General features: G+C 68.6%; 7 protein-coding genes. 1 reads left to right on the top strand and 6 read right to left on the bottom strand.

The features are described from left to right. The 6 genes from NHG85_RS15745 to NHG85_RS15770 form a co-directional block, all read right to left on the bottom strand. Positions 1-464, bottom strand: a 464-nt coding sequence (locus tag NHG85_RS15745) for a dihydroneopterin aldolase (RefSeq protein ID WP_253334037.1), incomplete at its 3' end; no start/stop codon positions are given. 66 nt (positions 465-530) lie between these two features. After that, the gene (locus tag NHG85_RS15750) at positions 531-1,256 is read right to left on the bottom strand and encodes a cell wall hydrolase (RefSeq protein WP_253334039.1); all 726 of its coding nucleotides are present in this window, start codon (positions 1,254-1,256) and stop codon (positions 531-533) included. A 179-nt stretch (positions 1,257-1,435) separates the two neighbouring features. Then, on the bottom strand, positions 1,436-3,931 hold the full coding sequence (locus tag NHG85_RS15755) for a putative PEP-binding protein (protein WP_253334054.1): 2,496 nt from the start codon (positions 3,929-3,931) through the stop codon (positions 1,436-1,438). A gap of 126 nt (positions 3,932-4,057) precedes the next feature. Further along, the gene (glyS, locus tag NHG85_RS15760) at positions 4,058-6,118 is read right to left on the bottom strand and encodes a glycine--tRNA ligase subunit beta (RefSeq protein WP_253334041.1); all 2,061 of its coding nucleotides are present in this window, start codon (positions 6,116-6,118) and stop codon (positions 4,058-4,060) included. Further along, on the bottom strand, positions 6,118-6,639 hold the full coding sequence (locus NHG85_RS15765; RefSeq protein ID WP_253334048.1) for a DUF6446 family protein: 522 nt from the start codon (positions 6,637-6,639) through the stop codon (positions 6,118-6,120). Before NHG85_RS15765 ends, glyS begins: the two co-directional genes overlap by 1 nt. Beyond that, the gene (locus NHG85_RS15770; RefSeq protein ID WP_253334050.1) at positions 6,636-7,556 is read right to left on the bottom strand and encodes a glycine--tRNA ligase subunit alpha; all 921 of its coding nucleotides are present in this window, start codon (positions 7,554-7,556) and stop codon (positions 6,636-6,638) included. Before NHG85_RS15770 ends, NHG85_RS15765 begins: the two co-directional genes overlap by 4 nt. A gap of 178 nt (positions 7,557-7,734) precedes the next feature. Here NHG85_RS15770 and NHG85_RS15775 point away from each other — a divergent pair. Next, on the top strand, positions 7,735-8,146 hold a 412-nt coding region (locus NHG85_RS15775; protein ID WP_253334052.1), incomplete at its 3' end, for an SPOR domain-containing protein.

Consider the following 8,146-nt stretch of genomic DNA (forward strand, 5'->3'; position numbering starts at 1 on the left):
GCAGAGACCAGCGCCACCACCGGACGCGGCGCGCGAGAGGCGGGGCGCGTGCTCGGGCCCGCGCGCATGATCTCGACACCCAGGGCGCCGGGGCCGCGGTCGAGCTTGCGAATGCGCACGAAGACACGCTCGGCCTGCGGCTCCGCGAGGATGCGCTCGGCGATCCGTTCGGCCAGTGTTTCGAGCAGATCGAGCCGCTCGACGGCCAGCGAATCGGCCACTGCTTCGGTCAGCCGATCATAGGAGAGAATGCGGTCGACGTCGTCGCCGGCGGGCGGGGACGGGGTCAGCTCGGCCACGATGTCGAAGGCGAGGCGCTGCGTCGCGCCGCGCTCGGAGCGGAACGCGCCGATCTCGACCTCAATGACGTGATCTTGAAGCAGGATGCGGTCGCGCAGCGCCGGGGCCGTGGCAGCGGCGCGGGCCTGCGGATGCTCGAAAGCGTGGCGTGTCTCGTCGGTCATCTGGCCCCTCCGGGCTTGCGGGCATGGGGCATCTAACGCTCCCCTGCCCGCCCGGCAAGCGGGGCCTCAGTTCGAGGCGGTGCGGGTCGCCTCGCGGTAGAACAGATGCGCGCCGATCGCCGCGGTCTGGGGAATGCGCCCAGCCCAGGAGGGGTTCACCGCCGTGGTGTGATAATGGGTGGCGCCGCCGGTCAGCTGGCGCGGCCCGTCCTCGATCATGATCTTGGCGATCCGGCCGAGCTTGTTCCAGGAGCCGCGGTCTTTGACCGTGTCCGGGATGCCGTCGCAGGTGTAGGAGAACTGGCAGGCATATTTGCGACCGGTGCCCTGATTCACCACGCCACAGATCGAGCCGGGATAATCGGGGCTGTCAACGCGGTTGAGGATCACCTCGGCCACCGCGAACTGCCCTTCGAGCGATTCGCCGCGGGCTTCGAAATAGAGCGCCTCGGTCAGACACTCCCATTCGGCACTGCCCTTGGCGGAAGGCAGCGCTGCCATCAGCGCGTCGTAATCCTGGCTGGTCCGGGAGACGATGCTCAGCCCCCGATCGGCTGCGGCCGGAAGCACCTGGCCTTCGGATGCGGCCACGGCGGGAACAATTTCGCCCGCGTCACGTTGTTGACCCAGAAGCAGGGACAGGCGGGTTTCCGCGTCGAGCGCGACACCGCCCTTATTCTGCGCCGCGGCGAGGGACCCCTCACTGGCGGTGGCTGGTGCTGCGGCCGCGAATGTCGCAAGACAAGCCATCGCGCCAAACATGGGCAGGCGCAGAAAGTTCAGTCGCTTCATTGCAGTATCCCCGGTTCCTCGCGGTAGGCCCCGCGCTGGCAGGTGGGGAGGTAGGGGATCGGGTAAGGCGTGTCTACCTCAGCGTCACCCGGATCGCATGGAACCGGCGATTCTCTGCCACAGTTGCAAGCAGAAAATCGCCATTATCCACATCGAGCTATACGATAGTGGTGTTTTTGTCAGCACCGCCCCTTGTCCGACAGCGCCAGCTGCGCGGCGGCGAGCCGGGCGACCGGCACGCGGAAGGGCGAGCAGGACACGTAATCAAACCCTTGCCGACGGCAAAATTCGATCGCGTTGCGCGAGCCGCCGTGTTCGCCGCAGATCGAAAGGGTGACATCCGCACGCCCGGCGCGGCCACGTTCGGCGCCGATCTTGAGAAGCTCGCCCACGCCTTCGAGGTCGAGGCTGTGAAACGGGTCCTCCTCATAGACGCCGTTCTTGACGTAGATCGACATGAAGCGCCCCGCATCGTCGCGCGACAGGCCGTAGGTCATCTGGGTCAGGTCGTTGGTGCCGAAGGAGAGGAAGGCCGCGTGCTGGGCGATGTCGGCCGCGCGCAGCGCCGCGCGCGGCGTCTCGACCATGACCCCGAGCCGGTAGTCGAAGGCCACGCCGGAATGCGCGCGCACCTGCGCGGCCACGGCATCGATCCGCGCCTTGACCAGCTCGACCTCCTTCATCGCCGAGACCAGCGGGATCATCACCTCGGGCACCACCGCCTCGCCGTCGCTGCTCGCCTGCACCGTCGCCTCGAAGATGGCGCGCGCCTGCATCTCGTAGATCTCGGGCACGGTGATCCCGAGCCGCACGCCGCGCATTCCCAGCATCGGGTTGTATTCGGTGAGCGCCGCGACCCGCGCCTCGACATCCGACAGGGTCACGGCCAGCCCGTCGGCCAGATCGCGCATGCCCGCGCGGTCCGAGGGCAGGAATTCGTGCAGCGGCGGGTCGAACAGGCGGATGCAGACCGGCTGGCCCTGCATGATCTCGAACAATCGCGCGAAATCGGCGCGCTGCATCGGCAGGAGCCGTTCGAGCACCGCGCGCCGCGCCGCCTCGTCCTTGGCGAAGATCATCTCGCGCATCATGCCGATGCGCCCTTCCTCGAAGAACATGTGCTCGGTCCGGCACAGCCCGATCCCTTGCGCCTGGAAATTGCGCGCGGTCTGCGCATCGGCGGGGGTGTCGGCATTGGCGCGCACGCCGATGTCGCGGAAATCATCGGCCCAGTCGAGCAGGCGGCGAAAGGCCCCGTCGAGCACCGCCTCGAACATCGCGGGCTCGCCTGCCAGCACCTCGCCCGAGGTGCCGTCGAGGGTGATGACATCGCCTTCCGACAGCCTGCGCCCGCCTCCGGTCACCATCTGCCGCCGCTTGGGATCGAAGGTCAGCTCGGAGGCGCCCACCACGCAAGGCAGGCCGAGGCCGCGGCCGATCACCGCCGCGTGGCTGGTGATGCCGCCGCGGATGGTCAACACGCCCTCGGCCGCGTGCATGCCGCGGATGTCTTCGGGCGTGGTTTCGCGCCGTACGAGAATGCAAGGCTCGCCGCGCGCGGCCGAGGCCTGCGCCGCATTGGCCGAGAAGACGATCCGCCCCGTCGCCGCCCCCGGCGAGGCGGCGATGCCCGAGACGATGAGGTCGCGCGGCGCCGAAGGATCGACATGGCGGTGCAGCAGCTCCGACAGCGCCTGCGGCTCGACCCGAAGCACCGCCTCCTCGCGCGGGATCATCCCGTCCTCGGCCAATGCCACGGCAATGCGCACGCTCGCGCGTGAGGAGCGCTGCACCCGCACCGCGTCGAGCACGTGCAGCTCGCCCTCGTGCAGGGTGAACTCGATCTGCATCTCCTCGCGCAGCCGTTCGCGGCACAGATGCCCCATCCGCAAGAGCCGCTCGAAGGCTTCGGGACACAGCTCCTCGAACGAAAGCCCCCGGTCGTCGCGGGTCAGGTAGATCGCCCCCGCATCCGCCTTGAGCGCGTCGCGCCCCTGGCTCTGGCTGAGATAGCGGCCGGTGACCTGCGGCTGGCCGGTCTGGCTGTCAACGAACTGGATCACGCCCGAGCCGCATTCCCCCTGCCCGACGCCGAGCGCCATCTGCTGCACCACGAGGCCGAGCCCGGCATCGGCGGGCGCGCCCTTGGCCTGGCGCAGGAGCCGCGCGGTCGTCCCCTCCCAGGCGCGGGCCATGGAGCGCAGCACCTCGCACAGCTGCACCGTGATGTCCTGCGGGAAAGGCTCCTCGGCCTCGGCCTCGTAGGCGGCCAATGCGGCCTGCAGCGCGCCGGGGCCGGGGCGGTCGGGGATGTCGAAGCTGTCGGGATCGAGCCGGGCGACATGCACCGCCCAGCTCTGGATGAAGCGCAGGTAGAGCGAGGTCGCGGCCTCCTCGCCCATCTGCTCGCACATGCGGGCATGGGCGAGATCTGTCATGCCGATGTTGAGGATCGCGCCCGGCCCGCCCCAATCGGGGTCCTGGCTCGACGGGCGCACCGACAGGAGCGGCGACTCTCCGAAATGGCGCATGATCTGTGCCATGTCGGGCATCCGCCCCTGCGCGATCGAATGCACGCAGGAGAACGACAGCGCCACCGTGGTCGGTAACGGCAGCCCCATGCGCACCAGCCGCTGCAAACACTTGGCCCGGCCACCATGGCGCGAGGCCGACATGTCGGCCTCGGAGGTAATCAACAGGATCTTCGGATCTCGTGGCAATTGCTGCACTGCGGCACTCCTTGTCGCCGCAAGATAGGCCGTGCAAGGCGATCCGCCAAGCACGGCCTTCGTCGCAGGCGCTCAGGCTTCGATTTTCGTCAAATCCGCCACCGCGCCGCAGGTGGTGCGGATGCGCGACAGCAGGTTGAGCCGGTTGCGGCGCAGCACCTGATTGTCGGAATTGACCTGTACCGCCTCGAAGAAGGCGTCGATCGGCGCGCGCAAGGATGCCATTGCGCCCATCGCGGCGCCGAAATCCTCCGCAGCCATCGCCGCGTCGATCTTCGGCTGCGCCCCGTCGAGTGCGGCGAAGAGCGCCTTTTCCTCGGCGCTTTCGGCGAACTTGGCGTCGGCGCCAAAGGAATACTCGACCCCGTCCTTGGCCTCGGCCTGCGCGAGGATGTTGTTCGCGCGCTTGAAGCCCTGCGTCAGGTTTTCGCCATCCTCGGTCTTGAGGAAGGCGGCGAGCGCCTCGGCCCGGGCGACAAGAAGCGTCAGGTCGTCATTGCCGGGCATGGCGATGCAGGCGTCGATGACGTCATGCGGGATGCCCTCGGCGCGGAGATGGACCTTGAGCCGGTCGTGGAAGAAGGACAGCAGATCATCGGCGCTGGCGCGGTCGTCGGCGGCAGCGATCAGCTCGCGCAGCTTCAGCCGCAGCCCGTTCGACAGCACCAGCCGGATCACGCCCAGCGCCGCGCGGCGCAGCGCGAAGGGGTCTTTGGAACCGGTGGGCTTCTCGTCGATGGCCCAGAAGCCCGCCAGCGTGTCGAGCTTGTCCGCCAGCGCCACGGCGACCGAGACAGGCGCGGAGGGCACGGCGTCCGAGGGGCCGAGCGGCTGGTAATGCTCCTGCGCCGCGGCGGCGATCTCGGGCTTCAGCTCTTGGGCCTGGGCATAATAGCGCCCCATCAGCCCCTGCAACTCCGGAAACTCGCCGACCATCTCGGAGCGCAGGTCGGCCTTGGCGATCTTCGCGGCCTTTTCGGCATCATCGGCATCGGCCGACACCTGCGGCGCGATCTCGCGCGCCAGCGCCGCGATGCGGGCGATGCGGTCGGACTGGGAGCCGAGGCGGTTGTGGAAGGTCACGTTCGACAGCCCCTCGGCCATGCCTTCGAGCCCGTGATCCTTCACCACGCGCAGGTCGTTCTCCCAGAAGAACTTGGCATCGGCGAGCCGGGCCGACAGCACCTTGCCATTGCCTGCGAGGATGATCGCGCCGTGATCGCGCGTCTCGATATTGGCGACGGTGACGAAGCGGGTGATCCTGCCGGACTTGGGATCGCGCACCGAAAAGAACTTCTGGTGCTCCTTCATCGAGGTCTGCAGCACCTCGGGCGGCAGGCCGAGGAATTCCTCGCCGATCTCGCCCATCAGCACCACCGGCCATTCCACGAGGCCCGCAACCTCGTCGAGAAGCCCGCGATCCTCGACCAGCTCCAGCCCCTGGGCAAAGGCTTGGGAGGAGGCTTCGGACCAGATCACCTCGGCCCGCTCCTCGGCGCGCAGCATGACATGCGCGCGCTTGAGCTTGGCCTCGTAATCCTCGAAGGAGGTGACGGAGAATTCGTCCGACCCCATGAAGCGGTGGCCCCGCGTGGTGTCGGCGGCTTCGATCCCGGCGATCTCCATCGGCACCACCCGTGCCCCCTGTTCATCCGTCAGGATGCACAGGATCGAATGCAGCGGCCGCACCCAGCGCAGATCGCCCGCGCCCCAGCGCATCGACTTGGGCCACGGGAAATTGCGGATCGCCGCTTCCAGCACCTCGGCCACGATCGTCTCGGCGGGCCGCCCCTTGTGCGTGATCCGCGCGAAATAGGCCTGGCCCTTCTTCTCGTCGCGGATCTCCAGCTGGTCGCGGGTCAGCCCGGTCGAGCGCAGGAAGCCCTCGAGCGCCTTTTCCGGCGCATCGGTGCGCGGGCCCTTGCGCTCCTCGGTGGTGTCGCGGCTGGCCTCGGACAGCCCCTCGATCGACAGCGCGAGGCGGCGCGGCGTGTGAAAGGCCCCGGCGGAGGCATAGGTGAGACCGGCCTCGACGAGACCGTCGGTCACCATGCGCTTGAGGTCGTCGGCGGCGCGCTTTTGCATGCGCGCGGGGATTTCCTCGGAAAACAGTTCGATCAGCAGGTCGGGCATCAATTGGTCCCTTCGGGTGGGGTCGGGCAGCCGGCGGGGGCCGGGTCGCCGTCGAAGACGACCTCGCCGCAGACGTTGATCTGGTTCCAGGCAAGGCCGCGCCCGTCGGGCATCACCGCGAGCACGCGGTCGATGCCGTAGGGCTCGTTTAGCTTCCAGACGTAAGCGCGGGCCTGCCCGCTCTCGAGCGCCTCGCCCACCTCGCGCGCATCGAAGCAGTCGAACCAGCCGGGGGCGACCAGCGGCTCGGCCCGCTCGTGGATCACGGCATTGTCGAAGGCGGTGGCGTCCTCGATCTCCATGCAGGCGCGAAAGCGGATGGGTGAGCTGTCGCTGTCGATCGCGCGCAGGTCGGAGACGGCGACGCGCACCGGCGCGGCGCGATCGTCGAGCACCACGACCTCGCCCACCTGCGCGGGCGTCAGCTCGTCGTAATAGGCATAGACCTGCAGATACCACATCAGCACGCCCGAAAAGAGCGCGAAGGCCAACAGCACCGAGATCACGATGCGGGTGATCATGCCTCGGCACCGCCCGCGCGGGTGGTGACGAAGGCATCGGCGCAGGCCTTGGCGAGCGCCCGGACGCGGCCGATATAGGCCTGCCGCTCGGTCACCGAAATGACGCCGCGCGCGTCGAGAAGGTTGAACAGGTGCGACGCCTTGATCGCCTGGTCATAGGCCGGGTGCGCCATCACGATGCGCTTGCCGGTGCGGGGGTCTTCGGCGGGCGCATCGAGGATCTTCGCGCATTCGGCCTCCGCATCCTCGAAATGCCGCAGCAGCATCTCGGTGGTCGCGGTGTCGAAGTTGTGGCGCGAGTATTCCTCCTCGGTCTGGCGAAACACATCGCCGTATTTCAGCGCGATCGGCGCGTCGGGGTCGTTGAACGGCATCTCCATGACGTGATCGACGCCGAGCACATACATCGCCAGACGCTCCAGCCCGTAGGTCAGCTCGCCCGAGACGGGGCGGCAGTCATGCCCGCCGACCTGCTGGAAATAGGTGAACTGCGACACTTCCATGCCGTCGCACCAGACCTCCCAGCCAAGGCCCCAGGCGCCCAGCGTCGGGCTTTCCCAATCGTCCTCGACGAAGCGGATGTCGTGCAGGGTCGGGTCGATGCCGATCGCGCGCAGCGAGCCGAGATAGAGTTCCTGCAGATCCGGCGGGCTGGGTTTGATGATGACCTGGTACTGGTAATAGTGCTGCAGCCGGTTCGGGTTCTCGCCATAGCGCCCGTCGGTCGGGCGGCGCGAGGGCTGGACATAGGCCGCGGCCCAGGGGTTCGAGCCGAGCGCGCGCAGCGTCGTGGCCGGGTGGAAGGTGCCCGCCCCCACTTCCATGTCATAGGGCTGCAGCACGGCGCAGCCCTTCGAGGCCCAGTAGGACTGCAACCGCAGGATGATCTCCTGGAAGGAACGGGGAGCGTCGGTCATCTGGGGGCCTCTCGCGGGGGTCACGGATCGCGGGCCTGCTTACGGCGCGCCGCAGACAGGGTCAATCATGGCGCGGCGGCGCAACAGCCATGCCCGGCGCGGCGCTTTGGCATGGTCCCCGCCCCGGGCGGTGCTATGGTCCGTGGCCAAGTTCAGCACAACGGGACGCGCGATTCACATGAAACGACTGCTTGCAGCCCTGCTCGCCACGGGCTTTTTCACCGGCCCCGGCTGGGCACAGGACGGCGGCGTCTGGCTGCAGGTCGAGGCATTGCCGACGCTGAGCCGGGCCGAGGCGCGCGCGCGGGCCTATGCGGGCCGGTTCGACGCGGTGTCGGGCTATGCGCTGGGCACCGGCTGGTACGGCATCGCGCTCGGCCCCTATGACAGCAACGAGGCGCAGCGCCTTCTGAGCCAGCTGAAGGCCCAGGGCGCGATCCCGGGCGACGCCTTTCTCGCGGATGGCGCACAGTATCGCGGGCGCTTCTGGCCGGTTGGCGCGCGCGGGGATGCGGGCGGCGCGCAGGCCGCGACCCCGGCCCAGACCCAAGAGCAGACCCTGCAGCAGACCCCCGCCGCCGCGCCCGCCC

Source organism: Limimaricola litoreus, from assembly GCF_024159025.1.
Taxonomy (GTDB): Bacteria; Pseudomonadota; Alphaproteobacteria; order Rhodobacterales; family Rhodobacteraceae; genus Limimaricola; species Limimaricola litoreus.